The sequence below is a fragment of the Rosenbergiella sp. YN46 genome (genome assembly GCF_036620675.1).
GTDB lineage: Bacteria > Pseudomonadota > Gammaproteobacteria > Enterobacterales > Enterobacteriaceae > Jejubacter.
This window is the reverse complement of the sequence record NZ_JAZHEE010000033.1, coordinates 1-18444: the sequence shown is the minus strand read 5'-3', so window position 1 is coordinate 18444 and position 18444 is coordinate 1. Positions and strand designations below refer to the sequence as shown.

General features: G+C 53.2%; 18 protein-coding genes. 6 read left to right on the top strand and 12 right to left on the bottom strand.

Annotation, left to right across the window (positions count from 1 at the left end; genetic code table 11):
• Positions 1-28: 28 nt before the first annotated feature.
• Both V3W49_RS18135 and V3W49_RS18130 read right to left on the bottom strand, forming a co-directional pair.
• Positions 29-391, bottom strand: coding sequence for a copper resistance protein (locus tag V3W49_RS18135; protein ID WP_500147380.1), 363 nt, complete (start codon positions 389-391; stop codon positions 29-31).
• A gap of 282 nt (positions 392-673) precedes the next feature.
• Entirely contained in the window at positions 674-1294 is a 621-nt protein-coding gene (locus V3W49_RS18130; protein WP_500147379.1) for a LuxR C-terminal-related transcriptional regulator, read from the bottom strand.
• 817 nt (positions 1295-2111) lie between these two features.
• Here V3W49_RS18130 and V3W49_RS18125 point away from each other — a divergent pair.
• Positions 2112-2510 carry a LuxR C-terminal-related transcriptional regulator gene (locus V3W49_RS18125; RefSeq protein ID WP_500147377.1) on the top strand — a complete coding sequence of 133 codons (399 nt, stop codon included), beginning with the start codon at positions 2112-2114 and terminating at the stop codon, positions 2508-2510.
• 29 nt (positions 2511-2539) lie between these two features.
• Here the strand turns inward: V3W49_RS18125 and V3W49_RS18120 are convergent, their stop codons facing one another.
• The 4 genes from V3W49_RS18120 to V3W49_RS18105 are packed head-to-tail and all read right to left on the bottom strand — an operon-like array spanning position 2540 to position 7452.
• Positions 2540-3604 (bottom strand): fimbrial protein, encoded by a 1065-nt coding sequence (locus V3W49_RS18120; protein ID WP_500147375.1) that lies wholly within the window; start codon positions 3602-3604, stop codon positions 2540-2542.
• Positions 3605-3619: 15 nt separating this feature from the next.
• Positions 3620-6112 (bottom strand): fimbria/pilus outer membrane usher protein, encoded by a 2493-nt coding sequence (locus tag V3W49_RS18115; RefSeq protein ID WP_500147373.1) that lies wholly within the window; start codon positions 6110-6112, stop codon positions 3620-3622.
• Between the two features lie 15 nt (positions 6113-6127).
• On the bottom strand, positions 6128-6823 hold the full coding sequence (locus V3W49_RS18110) for a fimbrial biogenesis chaperone (RefSeq protein WP_500147372.1): 696 nt from the start codon (positions 6821-6823) through the stop codon (positions 6128-6130).
• A 44-nt stretch (positions 6824-6867) separates the two neighbouring features.
• Entirely contained in the window at positions 6868-7452 is a 585-nt protein-coding gene (locus tag V3W49_RS18105) for a fimbrial protein (RefSeq protein WP_500147371.1), read from the bottom strand.
• A 566-nt stretch (positions 7453-8018) separates the two neighbouring features.
• Between V3W49_RS18105 and V3W49_RS18100 the strand changes: the two genes are divergently transcribed.
• Together V3W49_RS18100 and V3W49_RS18095 are read left to right on the top strand one after the other, a co-directional pair.
• Positions 8019-8813: a winged helix-turn-helix domain-containing protein gene (locus tag V3W49_RS18100; protein ID WP_500147370.1), complete on the top strand. Its 795-nt coding sequence runs from the start codon at positions 8019-8021 to the stop codon at positions 8811-8813.
• A gap of 3 nt (positions 8814-8816) precedes the next feature.
• Positions 8817-9302, top strand: a complete 486-nt coding sequence (locus V3W49_RS18095) for a FidL-like protein (protein ID WP_500147369.1) — start codon at positions 8817-8819, stop codon at positions 9300-9302.
• Between the two features lie 414 nt (positions 9303-9716).
• On the opposite strand, the gene dsbG is transcribed toward V3W49_RS18095, so the two are convergent.
• The 3 genes from dsbG to V3W49_RS18080 form a co-directional block, all read right to left on the bottom strand.
• Positions 9717-10475: a thiol:disulfide interchange protein DsbG gene (gene dsbG / locus V3W49_RS18090; protein WP_500147367.1), complete on the bottom strand. Its 759-nt coding sequence runs from the start codon at positions 10473-10475 to the stop codon at positions 9717-9719.
• A gap of 63 nt (positions 10476-10538) precedes the next feature.
• Positions 10539-10931 (bottom strand): copper-binding protein, encoded by a 393-nt coding sequence (locus V3W49_RS18085; protein ID WP_500147366.1) that lies wholly within the window; start codon positions 10929-10931, stop codon positions 10539-10541.
• A 146-nt stretch (positions 10932-11077) separates the two neighbouring features.
• Positions 11078-11983: an N-acetylmuramic acid 6-phosphate etherase gene (locus tag V3W49_RS18080; RefSeq protein ID WP_500147364.1), complete on the bottom strand. Its 906-nt coding sequence runs from the start codon at positions 11981-11983 to the stop codon at positions 11078-11080.
• A gap of 204 nt (positions 11984-12187) precedes the next feature.
• On the opposite strand from V3W49_RS18080, the gene V3W49_RS18075 reads away from it, so the two are divergent.
• On the top strand, positions 12188-13792 hold the full coding sequence (locus V3W49_RS18075) for a sensor histidine kinase (protein WP_500147363.1): 1605 nt from the start codon (positions 12188-12190) through the stop codon (positions 13790-13792).
• A complete protein-coding gene (dcuR, locus tag V3W49_RS18070) occupies positions 13789-14541 on the top strand; it encodes a two-component system response regulator DcuR (protein ID WP_500147362.1) in 753 nt (250 codons plus the stop codon). The genes V3W49_RS18075 and dcuR overlap by 4 nt, the downstream gene beginning before the upstream one ends.
• Positions 14542-14570: 29 nt before the next feature.
• Here the strand turns inward: dcuR and gss are convergent, their stop codons facing one another.
• From gss to V3W49_RS18055, 3 genes are all read right to left on the bottom strand, one after another.
• The gene (gss, locus tag V3W49_RS18065) at positions 14571-16448 is read right to left on the bottom strand and encodes a bifunctional glutathionylspermidine amidase/synthase (protein WP_500147360.1); all 1878 of its coding nucleotides are present in this window, start codon (positions 16446-16448) and stop codon (positions 14571-14573) included.
• Between the two features lie 158 nt (positions 16449-16606).
• Positions 16607-16804, bottom strand: a complete 198-nt coding sequence (locus V3W49_RS18060) for a hypothetical protein (protein WP_500147359.1) — start codon at positions 16802-16804, stop codon at positions 16607-16609.
• A gap of 45 nt (positions 16805-16849) precedes the next feature.
• Complete coding sequence (locus tag V3W49_RS18055) at positions 16850-17380, bottom strand: TetR/AcrR family transcriptional regulator (RefSeq protein WP_500147357.1); 531 nt, start codon at positions 17378-17380, stop codon at positions 16850-16852.
• 261 nt (positions 17381-17641) lie between these two features.
• Between V3W49_RS18055 and V3W49_RS18050 the strand changes: the two genes are divergently transcribed.
• Positions 17642-18397 (top strand): alpha/beta fold hydrolase, encoded by a 756-nt coding sequence (locus tag V3W49_RS18050; protein WP_500147356.1) that lies wholly within the window; start codon positions 17642-17644, stop codon positions 18395-18397.
• The last annotated feature ends 47 nt before the right edge of the window (positions 18398-18444 follow it).

Here is an 18444-nt window from a genome sequence, read left to right as displayed (position 1 = left end):
TAACCTGAAAAAAAAGACAGGCTGCGACTCATTCACGGAATACGCATAATCGGAGATGAACTCTGAGGGAAGGAGGGGAGGCCGCGGGCGGCGGTGCAAGACGTAAACGTCCCAGCGGACGCGGCGCCAGCAGAGCCAGCAGTAACGCCAGCGCCAGCACCACGCCGTCGAACAGCACCGGCGCCGCCGCCAGCAGGGATTTCGCGCTGAGTTCGCAGGGGGAAACCGGCGCTTCGTCGGACACGTTAGCGTTTCCGGTATCGGCAACGGCCACAGGCAGAGCGACCTGCGCCAGGGCATGCAGACCTGCCACGCGCTGTGCGATGCAAACCAGCATCACAACGCATGCCAGACCCAGAAACCAGCCAGCGATTCGCTGCCGTTTGACCATGACACCCCCGGTTATTAGTGAGGCTTATCTTAGCCAGACGGCGCGATTTCGCAATGACTGCGCTGTAAAGATTTGTTTGTCAGCGACCACGAGACACAACCGGTATGGCGTGCGATTCCCGGGGCTATGCCGCCGACTGAAAGATAAAGTCAAGCTGACCATATCTATGAAGACAGTGCTGACGGCTACGCAAATATCCCCCCGGACCTTCCCGAATATTCCGGAAAGCGCCATTAAATAACCAGCGGAGCAGGACTCCAGTGCCCTGCCCACAGCCACGAGTCAGTTCAAAATGCAGCGAAGCTGCTGGTGGAAGGCCGGGCCGCGCATGATCTTGAGCTTATTCATGGCGTTGCTTTTGTAGAAGTACACCTGCCTGACGTTACACCCCAGCAGCCGGGCGATCTGTTTAGTTTTCAGGTTCCATGCATATCCCCGCAATACGCTGGCCTCTTCACTGGTCAGGCTCGCGCGCTTACCCGTCTCGACGGAGATATTCAGGTGGTAACTGGCGCCAATGCTGAAAACCCGACCGATAATGATGCGCCACAGCACCTCCAGATCCCCCAGAGAAATGCTCTTATTGAACATCCCGTCCACGCTCGATACCTTAAGAAAGCCAACGGAGGCCGAATAGATGTAAACACGGGTCTGCGGGTAGCGCTGCTTGATCGTCTGAACATCCTGTTCCACATTAACCATAAAATCCCGGATGTTTAACGGATCGTAAATAACAACATCATAATCACATTGGCTGTTATATAAATCGGTAATCTCCGTAAAACTATGGAAGTGAATACTCATAGACTTCACTGGATCTCTGCTTACCAGTTGCTCAAGACCAATTAAGGTAAACTCACAGGTATCAACAACAGCAATATTCATTTCCTTTTTGGTTCCCATAACGAACCTCCTTATATCAACCATCCTGCATAATGCAGATAGGGATGGGTAATGCACTGCCCGGTGATGAGCAGCCTTTCTCACAACGCTAATTAGCAATCTCTACCAGCCCTGCCGGAAAAGCCAGTTAATTCCTGTACCAGGAATAATCATTGAGATAAATCGTTAATAAAAGATAAGCCCCTAACACCTGTAAGTAAATAGATTCTACAACAATCAGCCAACATAAAATAAAAATATCGGGTTAATATATTAAACAATGAAATTAACCCCTGATTAATATTAGATTCAGTTTTTTATTCCAATTTTAATATTTATAAGGTTTTTAATATCACAAACAGGTCGTTTCTCCATGTTTTTAACGTCAACAAAAAGTTGCTCATTCGCATCAGGAGTGTGCATTGTCGCGGTTATCACGCATCATTAGCCAACGCCGCCAGGATTTTTACTGTAACAACGCATTTATCCTGGTAGATAACTCAGTGTCATGACTTGAGGAGCCAGTGCAATTCCCATATCATTCATCCATTCAATGATGGTGTAATAAAATAAAATGGATAAATCCCCAGGCAACACAAGAATAGCCGTATTTTATCGGGATAACATTTTCAGGGATATGATTAATCGATTCTTTGAAGATGAATGCCATTATCCCCAACAGTCCATTCTGTTTAATGACGATATTGATGCGCTATTCACAATAATCTCAACAAACCCACCCGACATCCTTATTAGCGAGTTTAGTTTTCTGTTCGCACATAAATCTTTTAATCGATTCATAAACGGCGATATAGCTCACTACTGCAAAACCTGCGATGTGCGGCGCGTCATAATTGTTCCCAGCGCCAGTCCATGGCTGATTCAATATATTATCTCGATGCAGTTCAACGCGACCTTAAGTCTGTATGACAACAGCGCTGAACTGCAAAAAGCGATAGCACATCTTCAGCAACCCGAACCCGGCGCACCTTTTATTTCCGCTTATCTGAAAGCGAGAACGCGCAGCGCTGGCAGACAGCGCTTTCCGCTATCGCCAGGCGAACGAGAAGTTCTGCATATGATGGCCCAGGGCTTTACGCTGAATGAAATCGCCCAAATCAAGCACCGGGCGGTCAGCACCATCGCCACTCAGAAGCATAACGCGATGAAAAAATTGGGCGTTACCAGCAACAGCGAACTGGCGAAATACCTGTTGCTGATGGAAAATGTCAGATAGTGACGGGGCAGATTCTCTGCCCCACCCCATTATGGATAGATAATGTTGAGAGTAGCGGAGGTATTAATTTTCCCCTGAGTCACGCTTTGCGGCGCATAGGGGTAATAGTAAACGGCCATGGGAATGGTAAAGTTTTCGCTCAGCGCTCCGCCCGCCGCTACGCTATAGATGGCAGTAGCACTACCGCGGCTGGTGGTGGAGCTCGAAAAAGTCACAGGCGTATCCCCCGTTTCGCGTTTTACCACCCGCAGCCCAACGCCCCTGGCGGCATCACTGCTGTTATCCACCAGCACGGAACTGTCGCCAGACAGCAGATTATTGCTCGACAGGAACATCTCGATGGCCCGATCAGAGGTATTATTCTTCGCCAGCGACTCACAGCGCATATTCAGAGTAAAAGGCGTCAGCCCCGGCTGGCTGGAAGCAGTAACCTGGCCAATCCCCAGAGTTGGCAGCGTCACGGTAAGACCCGCGTTATCGAACACACAGGTAGTCAGCTTCGGCGCATACTTTACGATCATCGGCTGGCCGAACATATCGCGGTTGTCATAGGGCCAGTTAAAGCCATTAAACAGCCACTGGAGGATCTTACCAATCTGGTTAATCGGCCACGTAATGACTTCCCAGAATGACAATCCGCTCATATCGCTGACAAACAAAACATCGTTCAGGGTCGCCGTATCTCCGGTTAGCGCCGTGCCCTGTTTGCTCACCAGAGTGAAGCGCACGGTAAAACTGGTGTTCAGCTCTGACGCGCTATGGCTGCCGCCTTTATCCAGAGTGACATTGGGATGCTCGTCGGTAATTTCGGCCCGAACACTGTACTTATTATTGCTAAATCCCAGTATGGTCGCGTAGCTGCTGTCCGTTGAGAGAATCGGCGTATAAGCGAACTGACTGTTACCCGTTGTACAGTTAAAGCTCCCGGAATATTGGGTGCTATAGGTGCCCGTCCACTCCGGCGTCGCCGGACTCAGCTTATCGGAAAGATCGACATTAATCGGTGCGGCATACTGGATGCTCCCGCTGGCGCAGGTGGCGTAGCTGGAAGCGCTAAAGCCCGCCAGCAGCACTAAAATCAATAACCTTATCATGATGCTATCCCGTTTTTACTGGCAGTAAGATGTGGCGTTGTTCAGCCCGTACTGTGGATGGTTTATCGTACAGCTGCCGTTGCGTAACCGGACCTTAAGCTGCGTCGGCTGCGCGTCCGCCCGGATGTAGAGCGTGCTGGCCTGCCCCACAAACCCCACGGAATCGCCACGCTGATTAAAGACCTCACTGCCAAATGGCAGCGGTTTGCCGTCCGCTGCGGTGGCGCGCAGTTGCCATGCACTGCGGTTATCCGTTTCAAAACGCAGATAATTCACCGCGCCATCATAAGGCACGCTGTTGGCCATATTGCCCAGAATCTCCGCGCCGCTGCTGTTATCCGTTTTAGTCAGCGTCACTGAATTCTTACGATATGGCGTGGCATAAGGCACCAGCGCCAGGCCATCGCTATTGGTCACAATGCTTTCATCACCGTTGACCATCAGACCGCGAGCCTTCGGCGCTTCGACCACCGTCATGGTGCTGCCGATCTCGTTCGACGTCAGCAGATGCCAGGGAATCGCCACCAGACTGCCGCGACTGCTCAGGCCGGCCTGGCGATAGTCGGAGGATTCGCTATAAGAGGCGCCCAGAGTTGAGAAGCTGGCACGATAGGCGGTATTAACACTCGCCATGTTGCTGCCGCCACGCTGGTTACTGCCGGAAAGTGAATAGCTCAAGCGATTCGAGTCCAGGGCGTTACCGCTTAGCGCAATATTGCTCTGTTCGTAGTGAGAGTCAGTGGCCGTCAGGCTGGTCGTCAGCCAGGCGCTGTTGTCGAACATCGAAAACGGCAGATTGAGCGAGACGTAAAAACGCGTCTCTTCGTCACGTTCACTGTTTCTGACCCTGCTTGCGGATAGCGTATAGCTGGCGCGCCCCAGCCCGTTAGAGTAGCCCAGCTGATACTCACGGCTGCTCTGGCTGGTACTCCAGTAATCGCGCTGGGTGCCGGAAAAGAAAACGGTTCCCCAGCCGCCGGTCAGCCGCTGGTTCAGGTTAAGCGTAAAGGTATTTTTCGGGCGCGCAGCGCGCAGCGCATCCCAGGCGTTGAGATCCAAGGCTGGCATTTCACCAAACCGATCGCGATAATCATCGTACTGTTTATGCAGACGCTGATAGCCTTCCCGTGAATAGAGCGCGTCGCTAAAGGTGTAATAACCTTTGGTAGAATAGCGATAAGCCGCCAGCGTAAAGTTAGTGGAAGTGACATCCACGAATTTACTGTAAGCAATGCGAAAACTCTGACCGCTGTCGCTGTGATCCTGAAGCTGCGTGCGGGCGTGGGTCACATCCACGGAAATCGCGCCGACGGGCAGGTTCCAGCCCGCCCCCAGTAGCCCGGCCTGGTAGTTATCGCTGACAATGGAGCCCACATAACCGGTCACCAGGTTATTAAAGCCGTAGCGCAGGGTCCCCTGAACAAAGGCGGGGTCGTCATCAATGGTCGTTTGATGCACCTTACCGGCCATCACGCTGTATTCGCTCACCCCCTCTTTCAACATACCGGGCACCGCCGAGAAAGGAACGCTAAAGGACTGCTCGGATCCATCCGCCTCGCGAACCACCACCAGCAGATCCCCCGCCGATCCGGTAGGCTGAATATTATCCAGCGTGAACTGCCCGGGCGGCACGTTTTCCTGATAAATGATATTGCCGTTCTGAATAACCTTCACCAGGGCATTAGTACGAGCAACGCCGCGAACGATCGGCGAAAACCCCTGCTGGGAGTTAGGGCGCATCTTCATTTCGGTAGAAAGCGCCACACCGCGGATACGCAGCGAGTCGAACAGATCTCCGGGCGTATAGAAGTCGCCAATGGTCAGATTGGATTTAATCGCGGCGACAGGACGACGCAGATAGCGGGTGTTATTCTGCCATTCACCGCTCTGCCCTGAAGTTTTACGCCACGAACTGCTATCGCGAAACTGCCAGCCGAACAGGTTAGCGCCAGATTCCAGCCCCGCATAAAAGTCATCATCGCTCTCTTTATTTCCGGTTTTGGCACGGGTGTTATAGTAAGTCAGGTTATAAGAGAGCATGAGCGCAGGTAGCCCTTCATCCCAGAACTGAGGCGCGACATAACCTGCTTCCATGTGCGAAACGTACGCCTGAGGCACCGTCAGACGAATACTCAGGGTACTGGCTTCCACATCCACTTTGCCGCCCTGCACCAGATCGTGCAGCCTAACCTGCCGCTGCGGTTTTTTGGCGTCGGAAAGCCTGGCTGTATCAATCCCTAACAGCGAAGCATCTTTCCAGGCCAGCCGAATATCATCGCGCTTTTCACCGAAAATCACGGCATAGCGCCCTTTCCAGTTGCTGTTTACGTAGATATCCATCTCCTGAGTTCCGGCAGGAATATCGTTATTCTCATAAAAGCGCGACAGATCGGACTCCCCCGACATACCGGCCAACAGGCTGGTATCAAACGTTACCGCACCAGATTTCTGCGCAAGCAGCAGCGAACAAACGGCCAGCAGACAGAGTCTGTTGTGTTTCCATTCCATGACGAGCTATTCCAGTCAGCGGGCCACAAAGGATTTAGATTTATAAGCGCCTAAGTCATCGACGTACTTCACCTGCATGGTCTGCCCTTTCGTGACCGGGCGCTTAACGCTGGCGCTGGCCTGACTGAAGGGGTTAACCATCACGGCATCGTTCAGGAGCAGCTCTTTCCCTGAAGTTTCAATATTGGCGATAGTGATATGGAACGGGCTGTTATTCACCAGTCGGATTTCCCGGCCTTTGGCCTGTAGCGCCATCTGCGCCACCGCGCCGTCCAGCGAGCCGCTCAGCGACGACGGGCGATAAAACAGCTTGATGCGCGACTTAATCGCCAGCTGTACGGTATTCTGGTTTTTCAGATTTTCCGGTACTGGCGGGATATCCAGAACGTTCAGATAAAAAACCGATTCACGATCGCCTGGTAACGACGCCGGTAGTTTTTTTATCCGCAACTGCTGGCCGTTGTGTCCGGATACTTTCACCACCGGCGGCGAAAGTAAAAAAGGCACCCGTGCAGTTTCCGGCGTAGAATTAATGTCTCCGTCGTCGATCCAGGCCTGAACCAGCGAGGGGTCATCGCCGTTATTGACTAACTGAACGATCGCTTCCTTGCTTTTTTCCGGATAAATAACCCGGGTGCCATTAATCACGATATTTGCCCATGACGAGCCCGTCGCCAGTAATAATGCGACCAGATAAATGCAATTTTTCATGACGCAACCCTGTAACCGGGCCCGAGACCGGGCCCGGTAATATATTACAGATAGGAGATGGTGTAGGTAACGTTAGAGCTTAACTCGCCAACTTTGGCGGCTTCCGCATTGGTTTTATAGTAATAAACATCCAGCGTCAGGGTTTCAGAGTCCGGTGCGGCTTTATTACCCAGAATATCAGTAATAAGGGGCTGACCCAGCTGAATCGGCGTGGACGATCCCGGCTTCGCCAGCGAGAAACCAACATTACGCGCCACGCTGGCATCATTTTCGTTAACGGAATTATTCAACAGATATTTCCCATCGGTGGAAACATTATCGGCAGACGAGAAATAGATCTTTAACTTCTGACCGTCCGTACCCGCTGCAGGAGAGCAGCCGGAAAATGTCATCGAGAAAGATTTCTTATTCTTAGTGATTGGCCCCACTGTCGTTCCGGCGTCAGTCACGGAAATAGGAGACAGTGCAACAGTAAAGTCCGCGCTTTTACCGCCGTTAATCGTACAGGTAGTATCGGTGATCGCACCGGTAAAGTTAATAACGCCACCCGCGACGTTATCGGCAGCCAGTGCATTACCTGAAACCAGCGCAGCGGCCAGCACCGAGAGAGAGGCGAATTGTTTCATCATAATAAACTCCATTACCTATATATAATAAATGACATATTTTCCCTGAAGGATGCCATTAACATTACGGCTGTTCCCTCAGACCTACAGAAGAATTGAATAGCTTTACTGCTTTAATTGAAGCCTTTCCTGTTAACCGCGATCGCGTCTCCATTCACGCTACAATGCGTCGAATGTGCGTCATACCAGGGCTGTATGATTACCAGCCAATTACATATGTTTCACATTCAGCACTCAGCTCTACTAAAGAATTTTAACCAACAACTCGGATGAATCTCTCAGAGGATTCACTGGTCAACGACACCATAATGCCGCAAAAAAAGACATAACAAAACATTATTCTGATTTAAACGAAATTTAAAGATTATAATCTTGTCATAATGATAAAGTAAGGAATTTAATCTTTTGGCGAGTTTTGTATCCAGCATGTTTAATGTTTTAATAAATTATTTTCAATGGAATTTTCTATTGCAACAAATTGAATAACTTTACTCCCCTTGACCCACAATTATATAAAATCGATACTGCCCACTATTAATGTGGATTCTTATAAAACTAAGATGGAAGCTATGAAGTATCTCATTGATCTAAAAATGCTTTATGAAGTTGACACCGGTATTATTATGATCCATGGTGAAGAGGAATCTTCATTGCGTTTATCTAATCAGGCATCACGCCTGCTGTATGAACTTATCATTAATAATGGCCGCATTCTGGAACGCGACGATTTAATCAAAAAGGTTTGGGAGGATCATGGCTTCTCAGGTTCGTCAGTAAGTCTTAATGTTGCAATAAGCGAAATTCGTAAGGCGTTCCGCAATCTTGGGCGCGATCCTGGCCTCATAAAAACCGTGCGTGGCAAGGGGTTCAGCCTTGCCGCACATATTGAGCATCATACTATTCGACCGCCAGTTTCCCGGCCTCCGACTGAATCGCCAGCACCGTATCTTCAGGAAGCGAGTGACAATATTTATCCCAATAAAGAAAAAGGGATCGTCTTGTTACCCGTAACATTACTGGTAGTGCTTATCATCGCCGCTGCTGCATTCCTGTTCATCGAGCTAAAAGGACAAGCATTTGATCGACTAGATATCTCTGATATTCACATGATAGGCAAAGAGCGCCAGTGTACAATCTACCTGGTCGATAAGAATATGTATGAGCCCGCCTCGTTTTATCTGAAGCGGATCAAACAGGAAATGCATAGCTGGCGCGTTGACTGCGACAGTCAACCGGCCGATATCTACTTTTCACAATTTAACAAATCGCAATACCAGAATTATTTTCTTGGCGTCTGCTATGCTCCGCAGGATGCAGCAAAATACAGTAACTGCCTATCCCTTAAGACGCTGACAGGGAGTTAAGTCATGTTTAAAAAATACATTATCATCAGCACCGTCATGACGCTTATCGTTCTGATCGCCGGGATAATTATGCTTTATCCCCATAGCGAACAGAATCAGAATTTCCAATGTCAGTCCGATGTCAGCATCAGCAAAACTCGCTCGAATGGGGACATTGATGAACTCAAGGTCTCCACCTTTTTTTTATTCAATGCCCCCCATTTAATCACGGTTATTCATAAAGGAATACTCAAAAGCGCCGATCGCATCTGGCTTGTTGACCGAAACCTTCAGATCAAGGTTGATAAACTTAAAGGTAGCAATATCTATTATATTGCTGAGAAAAAAATGTCCAAAACTCCGGACGATACCGCGCCGCCCAATATCGTCAGCGAAATGATGCTGGATAGCATAAACTACTTTTATATGTCCAGGATAAAGGAAAACGCGTTACTGATTCAGGGCTTTGTACTACCAGTAATGATGTGCGTGGACATCGAGAGCGAATAGTCAACCTTTCAGCTACCATCGCAGCGTCTCAATTCACGCATAAGACTCTCTGCAGAGTTAAGCTTTTTGTCACTCGGGTAAGTAGTCGGCTTATATGTCCCGGAAAATCAAGAAATCGCCCTTTGGTATTCCGGGCTCATCTGATTCCACGCAGAGGGATAAAAACGTCTCCATTCATTAAATTGTCACCCACTTAAGCATAACCTCGGATTCTTACATTCCCAACCACAAGTTAGTGAACGTTTCCTCATTGTGTGAGTATCCAGCATATTCTCGCCATACAAGGTACAACCATTAATCACAGGTTAAGCTGACAACAACCCGTCTTATTAAGGCGCCGTTCCCAATTGGCTTCAGCTTCACGCTCATCCACGATGGGTTTTTTGGCCGCGCCACAGACGCGGCCAAATCCGGTTACTGGCAGGCCACCAGATTCTTCATCTGCTGCTCATCCGGCAGCCCCACAATCTGCTGCAACACGCGATCCTTATTCAGGTAGTAGATTGCCGGGGTTCCATTGGCGCCCAGCGCATCCATTAACTGCTGATTATGCTGAATCTGATTAAAAACGGGTCGCGGCGTCTGTTCCAGCTTCGGCGGTTTTACCTTACCGTTCGAATTTTCAAAATCACGCCAGGCCTTGTCAGGATCCTTCGCCGCCAGGATCGCCGCCGCATGCAGGGCGCTGTCCTGACGGATCACCCCCACCAGTTGAGTCTTGATGCTGATTTTCTGCTGTTTGACCCAGGGCTGAACCTGATGCCAGAACTTATTGCAGTAGGGACAGAAGGGATCGGCGAACACCACCACCTGGCAGGCGGCGGATTTACTGCCTTCCACCAGACCCGGCGCGGCCTGAAGCCGCTTCCACATCTCGCGCCCGGCCGGGATATAAATTTCATCATTAATGATCTTCTCGCTCAGGTTATTGCCCTGCGCATCGTAGATATAGCCGGAAATAGCGTGTTTCTTATCCGGAGTCAGAAAGATAGTGACGCCGGTATCCTGATATTTCCCCAGCCAGCCTTCCACGCCGCCTGGGGCGGTAAAGGGCTTAATAATCTGGATACCCTGCTTTTCAAACTGCTGCACCGGTTTGGGCAGCGACGGAGTCGCGGCCAGGGCGTTTGCGCCCATCAGCATCGCGCCTGCCGCGGCGATAAATTTGTTCATTGCTTCTCCTTCACGGAACTTACGCATAGGGGGGATCGTTATTCATCATTACCTCAGCGTCAGTTATTCCCGAAATACACAGTTTGTCAGATGTATTCGCCGTAGCGGCCACAGGAGGAACGAATCATAGACAAGCTGCACCCGGCGCGCGAGCGGAGCGGGAAGCAGCAGCGCCAGCAGGCCAGGCAATGGCACTATGGCGTCAAAAAACAGCGGCGATGCCGAAAGCAGCGAGTGGGCGCTAAGCTGACAGGGTGAAAGCGCCGCAGAGAGCGGCTGTTTATCCGCATGGGGCCCGGCAATATGAATAACCCTCACCGCAGTGATTTGCAGATCGCGCAGCGCGCCGGCGCGCTGGGTCAGGCAAATCATCATCGCTATGCCGGCCAGCATCAGAAACGCCAGCGCTTTAAGCTGGCGTCGTCGCTGAAAGCGTGAAGGACTGGAGGTTGTCATGGCGTTAAGAATAGAAATAAGCCATCTGAGCGGGCAAGGCGAAATTTGTAAACAATGTCGTTTCCCCATGCCCCAAATAAAAAAGGGGAGACTCGCGGGCTGTGGCTGGTTTCCCCTCTTCCTGCGAGAAAGGGCCGGGTTAACCCTCATCCCGCCAGCGCCACATCCCTCGTCGCCCGACGCAGATAACCGTGATTGCGGTTCAACAGATCGCCCGCCCGCCAGGCGTCCAGCCCGGTCAGCGCCATCAGAATAGCGGTCTTGCAGTGATTGTTGCAGGCCGCCAGCGCCGCTTTGGCCGCCGTACGCGAACAGTCGGCGGCTTCCATGACAATCGCAATCTGACGCTCGCTACAATGCTCGCCCGTCGGCTCCAGATCGACCCGCAGGTTGCCGTAAACCCGGCCGCTACGCACCGCCAACCCGGTAGTCACCATATTCAGCACCAGCTTCTGGGCGATAAGCGCTTTCGGATTGCCAAATCCCGCCACCACTTCCGGCCCGACTTCCGGCACCACGACGATCTCCGCCAGTTGGGCGGCTTCGCTCTGATGTGTTCCGCTAATCACCGCCACCGGCGCGCCCTGCGACCAGGCGTGACGCAGGGCGCCCCAGACCCAGGGGGTTCTGCCGCTCACGGTCAGGCCCACCAGCATATCGCGCTGGTTAAAACCGATAGCTTCCAGATCCAGCGCGCCACGCTCATAGTCCATAGCCGCCTCGGTCGACGTATTCAGCATGGCATCCGGGCCGCCAGCCAGCAGAGCCACGATCTGAGTCTCCGCGCCGGGCGCGTACTCCGCCGCCGCCAGCATGCCCTGACGGCCTGATGCGCCAGCGCCCACCAGTACCAGACGCCCGCCCCGGCTCACGGCCGCAACGGCGTTATCCACTAATCGCGTAATGTCAGGAATACAGGGGGCGATAGCGCTGGCGATCTGCATATCTTCCTGATGGATAACCGCCAGCATCTCCCCGGTGGACAGTCTGTCGATATCCGCCGTCCTGGCATTGCGTCTTTCCGTAACCTTATCGTTCAGACTGTTGTTCATAACCCCTCCTTTAGTCGTAACTGCCCTTCACTATAAAGAATTTCCTTATATCGACATGCGAATTCGGTCACGAATACTTAGCCCTTTCCGCACCATTTGCGGGCTGGTGCACAGGCTGAATCCCAATCAGCGATTTCCTGTTCGACTTTCAGTGCGCCCCGCTGGCGGTATAATTAGCCTTTTATATTGTCCGCCGGAGCGTCGATGAGCGATTTACAACAACTCCAGCAGCAGCGTCCGATGAAGCTCAGCACGGCGGTTACGCTCATGGTCTGTAGCGTGGTGATCCCGGTACTGTTGGTGGTGTTCACGCTCTACTTTATTCAGATTAGCCGGGCCACTTATGACGGCGTAAAGGAAACCGCCCTTGCCGTCGCCCGAACCCTGGCCGACGCGCCGGAGGTCAGGCGTGGCCTGAGCCAGTCCCCGAACCGCAATAGCATTCCGCCCCTGGCGCACCGGGTGGCGCAACGCAACGGCCTGCTCTATGCAATCGTCACCGATATGCGCGGCATTCGCTATTCACATCCCAATCCTGAACTCATCGGCAAAGCTTTTATCGGCGAGGATCTGGCGCCGGCGCTTCAGGGTAAAGAGAATATCGCAGTAAACCGCGGCGTCCTGGCCCAGGCGCTGCGCGCTTTTACCCCGGTCTATGATGAGCACCACCGCCAGCTCGGCGTGGTGATTGTCGGCCTTTCCCTGAGCGGCATCGCTGAGCAGATCAACCACAGCCGCTGGAATATTCTGTGGGCGCTGCTGTTCTGTATCCTGGTGGGAGCGCTGGGCATCCAGGCACTGGTACGGGTGCTTAAACGCATTCTGTTCGGGCTGGAGCCTTACGAGATCTCCCGCCTGTTCGAACAGCGCCAGGCGATGCTGCATTCCCTGAAGGAAGGAGTTATCGCTATCGACGCCCGGGGCCGGGTCACGCTATTCAACCATGCCGCCCGCCGGATGCTGCAGTCCGCCAGCGCCGGCAATGGCGATCATGCTCCGCTGCTGGATGGCCTGAACGAGGTACTGAAAAGCGGCCTGCCCCACCAGGATCGCGAAGTCAACGACTACGGCCGCCTGCTGCTCTGCAATACCGTACCGGTGCGCAGCAACAACCGAATTATCGGCGCCATCTGCACCTTTCGCGACAAAACCGAGATCGACCAACTGACCCGGCGACTGGACGGCATGGTCAACTACATAGACGCATTGCGTGCTCACTCCCACGAATTTATGAATAAACTACATGTGATTCTTGGCCTGCTGAACATGAAGCGTTACGACAAACTGGAGCAGTACGTGATTCAGACCGCCAGCCACTATCAGACCGATATCGGCGCCATTCAGCGCCAGATCCGCTCGCCGGTCGTGGCCGGATTCCTGCTGGGCAAAACAGGCCGTGCCCGCGACGCCGGGCACAGCCTGACGCTGGCGGAAGAGAGTCGGGTGCCGGATAATCCCAACGAACAGCAGGTAGCCGCGCTGGTGACCGTGCTCGGCAATCTGATCGAAAATGCGCTGGACGCCATGGCCGACCAGCCGGAAGGCGAAATCAGCCTGCTGCTGCACGACCAGAACGGCTGGCTGAACTGCGAAGTCAGCGATGACGGCTCCGGCATCGCGCCGCAGCATACCAACGCTATCTTCGATAAAGGCTACTCAACCAAAGGCCATAACCGCGGTCTGGGGCTGTTTCTGGCCCGCCAGCAGCTGGAAAACCTGGGCGGTAGCCTGAGCGTGGAATCTGAGCCTGGCGTCTTTACCCAGTTTTTCGCCCGTATCCCCTGGGACGGAGCAAGGAGCAGTAGGTGATAAATGTTTTAATCGTCGATGATGACGCTATGGTGGCGGAGCTGAACCGCTGCTACGTCGCCAGAGTCCAGGGTTTTCACTGCTGCAGAGTCGCCGCCACGCTTGCCCAGGCGCGGGAGATGCTCAACGATCCCACCCTGCCCGTTGATCTGGTGCTGCTGGACGTGTATATGCAGCAAGACAGCGGACTGGAGCTACTGCCAGCTATCCGCGCCAGCGGCCGCCCTATCGATGTGATCATGATTTCATCGGCTTCCGACAGCGCCACAATCCAGACTTCACTGCACTACGGAGTGGTGGACTATCTGATTAAACCCTTCCAGTTTCCGCGCTTTGAAGAGGCGCTGACCGCCTGGCGGGTTCGCAAAAACCAGATGAAGAACCACGACTACTACGAGCAGGCGGATATCGATCGCCTGCTGCACGGCAACGCGCCGGAGGCCACCAACAGCCGGCAGTTGCCAAAGGGGCTAACGGCTCAGACCCTGAGTACCCTGTGCCAGTGGATCGACGCCCATCCCCAGACTGAATTTTCAACCGACGAGCTGGCAAACGCGGTGGGTATATCCCGGGTTTCCTGCCGTAAGTATCTGATCTGGCTGGCGCAGATTCATATTCTGGAGACCACCATCCACTACGGTGCTACCGGCCGACCCCTCTACCGCTACCAGGCGCAGACGCAACATATCGGACTGCTTAAGCAGTACTGTCGCCAGGGCGATAAAAAAGCCGTTACGCGAAAAGCGTAACGGCTGCTGCTCTTCGGTAAGGAGCATGGTTAATTCCGGAAAAAGGCCCGGTCCTTCACCACCACCAACGGTTCGATATCGCTCTCTTTCTTGATAACCATAGAGGTATCGCCGCGCAGGCAGGCGCCGCCGTAGCTGCCGCCCACGGTGAAGGTGCAAACCTGAATATATTTACCGTCGACCTTCGGCAGGCACCAGAGCTGCTGATAGATATTTTTGCGATCGCTGAACTTACCGCTGGTTTTATCCAGTAGCTCTTCGTGGCGGCTGATCAGATCGATATTATTGCCGCAGCGCCCGGAGATCGGCTTCACCGCATAGCCGGTCTGCGCCAGTTCGCCGTTCACTTCGAAGTCGGTATCCAGCAGATAGCGGTGGTTGGGGAACAGCGACCAGAGCACCGGCAGGATCGCCTTGTTGCCCGGGATCACCGTCCACAGCGGTTCGAACACCAGCACCTCCGGGCGCAGCAGAACGTCGATCAGCCGCACCTCGTTGCGCGGATGCCCGGTGCGGATCGGTACCGCGGCATACTCCTGCTCGCTGACTTCACGCACCTGCTCCAGCGCCGTCTCCCAGGCCCAGGTCTTCCAGACGCAGTTCACCAGCCGCCCGTCGCCGTCGATAAGCTGGCCGGTGGCGTTCCAGGCCAGTTCGTCCAGGCCATACAGAATCTTGCTGTCAAAACCGGCCTGCGCCAGCGACCGCTGCATAAACTGCGCGTGGTAATCCTCTTCCGGATCTTTATCCTGCATGATGTGGACAAAGGAGCGCGCCCGGCTGTGCTGCCAGGCGTCCGCCAGTTCGTCCAGCAGTCCCTGGGCCGGGTTATAGCCCGTGGCACAGCCGCCCGCTTTGACCCACTGTTCCAGAATCAGCCCGGCTTCGGTATGGCAGGAGGCGGAATCGGCGTTGTATTCGTAAACCTTCAGGCCGCGCTCATCCATACAGAAGTCCAGGCGACCGGTTACCATATGGTGGCGCCGCCTCTGCCACGACAGACGCAGGCGCGGCCAGAGAATTTTCGGGATATCGAACAACGCCAGCAGGCTGTCATCTTTCAGTACCTTGTCGGTGGCGTGCAGATACATCAGATGCGTTTCGTTGGTGGCCTTTATCAGTTCCTGCTCCGCACTTTCAGAAATCTGATAGTAGTGATACGGATCCTGATTGATGGTCTGCCCATTGGCGTGTACGTAAGCGCGCTGCAGCGGATCCTGCTCGTTAAGCCAGGGGCCGTCGAACTGGCCGCGATTTTCCAGACGCGCGCCGCGGATAGCCATTTCCGGTGCCGCCAGCGCCGGCTGTGGCAGGCTGTAGCGAGTATCGGCGGTCTGAATCATCCAGCCAAGAATGGTGGTGTCGTCAAAGGTATCCCGAATGGTGTAATGGCCCTCTTCCACCACCAGCGTCAGCTCGCGGGTCCACTGCTGGCCGGGCGGCAGCGGATGGTGAATCACATTCTGCTCGGCGATACGCACCTTATTACCCACCAGTTGGGTGATTACCGCTACATGGCCGGTTTCATCGAATTCCCCGCCCTGCGCCCAGATAAGCAGCGAACCGGCTTCCGGCGGACGCCGGGAGCCGTTAGCGAACGCCTGCAGCGGCAGAATATTGTCGTTAACCACTTCGCGTAAAAAGCGCAGCGAGAAGATCTCCCAGGCCATGCCGACATCGGTAAACACCATGCCATAGGTCAGGAACAGGAAGCGGCGCGAAAATTCCACGCACTGCCACTTGTGGCCCATGTACTCATTGCCGATATAGCTGTGAAACGCCGTCTTATCTCGGCGCTGCGCAGGCGTCAGGTTGCTGTAATTGGAAGAGTAAATCGCCACGCCGCCAGGGGCATAGCCCAACAGCGTGCCAAAAGGGGCGTCGCTGTTTTTTGTTCCTGTGCTCATCTGAGTGACCTTAAAAACATCCACCTGGGCGGGCCGCGGGAAGGTCCGTTGTTTACCGCTCAGGCAAACCATGAAGAAGAGGCGGATATCATAGCACTCTGATGGCAGGACGGTAGAAAAAGGAAAGCAGCGGCCAGCCTTCCCCGGCCGCTTACCGTTTACGCGCCCGGTGCGGCGTTATCCCGGATTCGCAGGTAGTCCATCACAAAGCGCAGATGGGCGCGCACGCCGGTCACCAGGATGTTATCGTCCACGATAACCTGCGGACTCTGGTTGCTGGCCGCCCTGCTCATATCCCGATCCGGCGGCGTGGCTCCCGGGAAGACGAACAGCCCCGCGCAGAGTTGGCTAACCACGGATGACAGCGCGGAATAACACCTCACCCGCCGGATAATAAAGGGTTACAGTACCGAAAGTGCCACCGCGACCAGGGATCTGGCCGATGCTTCATCCAGGCCATCCCTGATCTGGATAGTGAGTCCAAACAGTAGCGCGGTAAAATACTCGGCCAGCGCATCAACATCCGTCTGCGCAGCGATATCACCCGCCACTTTTCCCTGTTCCAGGCGCGCCTTAAAGAGCTGTACCGTACGGCGCCGCTCCGCGCTAAGGAACTGCTGCACTTCGGAACTATCCTGAGAGCCGCTCAGGGCGGTCAGCACGACAAAACAGCCTTTATGATCGCGACCGGCGAAAAATTGCTGAATAGTGCGTTCGAACAGCACCTCTATGCCCTCTTTTGCCGTCGCCGAGTGCGCTAATGCCGTTTCGCGATAAGCCCCATAACGCTGAAGATACAGGTTTACCGACTCCAGAAAGAGTTTTTCTTTACTACCAAACGCCGCATACAGGCTGGGTGGACGGATATCCATCGCGCTGGTCAGTTGAGACAGCGAAGTGCCTTCATAGCCATAAAGCCAGAACGTCTCCATCGCTTTTTCTAAGGCAACGTCTCTGTCAAAGTCCCGGGGTCTTCCCTTCTGAACTGTACCTCTGTGCATAACCCACCATTTTTATCGATTGATACAAAAATCATTGGCGCCAAAATATCACATTCTATATCATTCAATACAGAAACCAGAGGGAATATCGCACACACGGCGCATCCCCTTCCCAATGGCTTTAATATTTGCAGTAAAAACAACGCTGAACCTATTTTTTCAGCAAATATGAAACGTACAAAGGCTACCGCAATGAACCAAAAGAATCGCTTACTGGCTGCCATAATAGCAGCAGCACTGAATGTTGGGGCGCTTAGTGCCGCACATGCTGAATTCGATCCTAACCTGAAATCTATCGATACACCGCCTGCCGTATCGCAACAGCAGTTTGATAAAGTCAAACAGGAAAAACGCGGCCAGTACGCGTATGCCAAAACCCTGCACAGCAACTTCATCAACGTGGACGGGGTTCGTCTGCACTATGTTGAAGGTGGAACCCATGGTACTCCAATAGTCTTTCTGCACGGTTTTGGCTCCACCTGGAAAATGTGGGAGCCGGTGATGGAAAAATTCCAGGCTGACCATAAAGTTATTGCCATCGATTTACCTGGTCTTGGCCAATCATCGTCCATTAGCGGTGACGACTATTCAGCGGAAAACGTTTCACGCATTCTGCTGACGGCCATTAAGCAAATTGTCGGCAACGAACCCATCTATTTTGTCAGCCACGACCTGGGCAATTCCGCTTCTTATCCGCTGGTCGCAAACAACCAGGGTTATATTAAGAAAGTGGTATTTATGGATTCCCCGATTCCGGATAAGGCGATGTTTACCTACCCCGGCTACACACCTGATGGCCCAGGTCTGGGATGGCACTTTGGCTACTTCAGCTTTGGCGATATTGCTGAAAAACAGATCGCGGCAGACCCTGCGCTGTTCTTCTCTTACTTTATTAAGACCTACGCCGGTAAGAAGGAGTGTAGTGGCATAGTTAATCTGGCCACCTGAACAGAGGTGATATCATCGCCTCATAGACAAAAACAGGTGACATTATG

What these genes read in the sequence shown, in the direction of transcription:
- V3W49_RS18095 (WP_500147369.1), top strand. Translation starts at nt 8,817, where the DNA reads ATGTTTAAAAAATACATTATCATCAGCACCGTCATGACGCTTATCGTT.
- gss (WP_500147360.1), bottom strand. Translation starts at nt 16,448, where the DNA reads ATGAGCACAGGAACAAAAAACAGCGACGCCCCTTTTGGCACGCTGTTG.
- V3W49_RS18105 (WP_500147371.1), bottom strand. Translation starts at nt 7,452, where the DNA reads ATGATGAAACAATTCGCCTCTCTCTCGGTGCTGGCCGCTGCGCTGGTT.
- V3W49_RS18115 (WP_500147373.1), bottom strand. Translation starts at nt 6,112, where the DNA reads ATGGAATGGAAACACAACAGACTCTGTCTGCTGGCCGTTTGTTCGCTG.
- V3W49_RS18130 (WP_500147379.1), bottom strand. Translation starts at nt 1,294, where the DNA reads ATGGGAACCAAAAAGGAAATGAATATTGCTGTTGTTGATACCTGTGAG.
- V3W49_RS18080 (WP_500147364.1), bottom strand. Translation starts at nt 11,983, where the DNA reads ATGAACAACAGTCTGAACGATAAGGTTACGGAAAGACGCAATGCCAGG.
- V3W49_RS18055 (WP_500147357.1), bottom strand. Translation starts at nt 17,380, where the DNA reads ATGGAGACGTTCTGGCTTTATGGCTATGAAGGCACTTCGCTGTCTCAA.
- V3W49_RS18110 (WP_500147372.1), bottom strand. Translation starts at nt 6,823, where the DNA reads ATGAAAAATTGCATTTATCTGGTCGCATTATTACTGGCGACGGGCTCG.
- V3W49_RS18075 (WP_500147363.1), top strand. Translation starts at nt 12,188, where the DNA reads ATGAGCGATTTACAACAACTCCAGCAGCAGCGTCCGATGAAGCTCAGC.
- V3W49_RS18135 (WP_500147380.1), bottom strand. Translation starts at nt 391, where the DNA reads ATGGTCAAACGGCAGCGAATCGCTGGCTGGTTTCTGGGTCTGGCATGC.
- V3W49_RS18050 (WP_500147356.1), top strand. Translation starts at nt 17,642, where the DNA reads ATGAACCAAAAGAATCGCTTACTGGCTGCCATAATAGCAGCAGCACTG.
- V3W49_RS18085 (WP_500147366.1), bottom strand. Translation starts at nt 10,931, where the DNA reads ATGACAACCTCCAGTCCTTCACGCTTTCAGCGACGACGCCAGCTTAAA.
- dsbG (WP_500147367.1), bottom strand. Translation starts at nt 10,475, where the DNA reads ATGAACAAATTTATCGCCGCGGCAGGCGCGATGCTGATGGGCGCAAAC.
- V3W49_RS18120 (WP_500147375.1), bottom strand. Translation starts at nt 3,604, where the DNA reads ATGATAAGGTTATTGATTTTAGTGCTGCTGGCGGGCTTTAGCGCTTCC.
- V3W49_RS18100 (WP_500147370.1), top strand. Translation starts at nt 8,019, where the DNA reads ATGAAGTATCTCATTGATCTAAAAATGCTTTATGAAGTTGACACCGGT.